We start from the raw sequence: 1,208 nt of genomic DNA, 5'->3' as shown, positions 1-1,208 counted from the left end.
GAAAGAAGAAAATATTCAGCTCACTTTATGATGTGGCTGAATAGTTACTCATTTAGTTGGTTAATCAATACACTTATTTAATTACTTATTAATTTTAAGGGGATGAAATTTTGCAAAGAAAAAAAGTTGATCTTGTGTTTTTAGTATTGACGTACAGGAATACTCAAGATCTGATAAATTTTATAGAGTCAACTAAGAGACAAGTTAAAGAAACGTATAAAATTATTGTAGTAAATAGTTTTTATGACAATGATAGCAATAATGTTTTTTATCAAATCGCTAGAGAAAATGATTGTGATTTTATTCAAGTAGCTAATAAGGGTTATGGATTTGGTAATAATCGTGGCATTGAATATGCATTAGCAAATTATGAATTTAGATTTTTAATAGTTAGCAATCCAGATATAGAAATAGAAAAGTTTTCGATGGAAGAACTTGAGGGATTAGAGAATTGTATTTTAGCTCCTACCATTAAGACTTTAACAGGAAAGGATCAAAATCCATACTACTATTCAAAAATCGAGTTGGTGGAGTGGCTTAAATATTATTCTTATGTAAAAAATATAAGATTGATAGCTTTTATAGGTATTATTATTAATAAGGTGTATAGAGAAGTATCTCTTTTCGTTGATCGAGCATTAGGAATAAGAAAAAGGAAAATTTATGCTGTTCATGGTAGTTTTGTAATATTTGGAAGGGAGGCTCTTCTAAGGTTAGGCAAAATATATGATGAAGAGATGTTCTTATTACACGAAGAAAACCATCTGGCTAGACTTGCACTAAAAAAAAATATCAAAACTTACATGATCCATTCTATCAAAGTCCTACATAAAGAGGATGGAAGTATAAGTCTTGAGAATGAAAATATTGCTAGGATTGGGAGAGAATCTTATATTACTTACTATGAGAAATGGAAAAAAAAGGGTTGTGCCGATTTCGGTGATTCAAATTGATCAACTAAAACAGAGAAACATGTTTTTGATAAAATGGATAATATTCGTTTTTGAGACGTGTAGAACCGCTCGCTTTAAATTTAGGATGGAGGGACTTTCATTATTGAAGGAGATTTTCGTGTGAAGGTTATTTTATGGTAACTATTCATCCCGATAGTATTATGTAAAGATGCGCAACACAAATAGGGCATCCCCGTAATAGAAAATGCCCTAAGTGGTAGAAAGAACGCGATCAAGCGTGTCACCCGTCAACAG

General features: G+C 31.0%; 1 protein-coding gene. It reads left to right on the top strand.

What is annotated here, in order from left to right; translation table 11 throughout:
• Positions 1-110: 110 nt before the first annotated feature.
• Positions 111-953 carry a glycosyltransferase family 2 protein gene (locus tag BM213_RS14375; RefSeq protein ID WP_091705280.1) on the top strand — a complete coding sequence of 281 codons (843 nt, stop codon included), beginning with the start codon at positions 111-113 and terminating at the stop codon, positions 951-953.
• Positions 954-1,208: the final 255 nt, after the last annotated feature.

The organism is Anoxybacillus pushchinoensis, from assembly GCF_900111795.1.
Lineage (GTDB): Bacteria > Bacillota > Bacilli > Bacillales > Anoxybacillaceae > Anoxybacillus > Anoxybacillus pushchinoensis.
The sequence above is the reverse complement of the archived record's forward strand: the minus strand, read 5'-3'. Positions and strand labels throughout refer to the sequence as shown.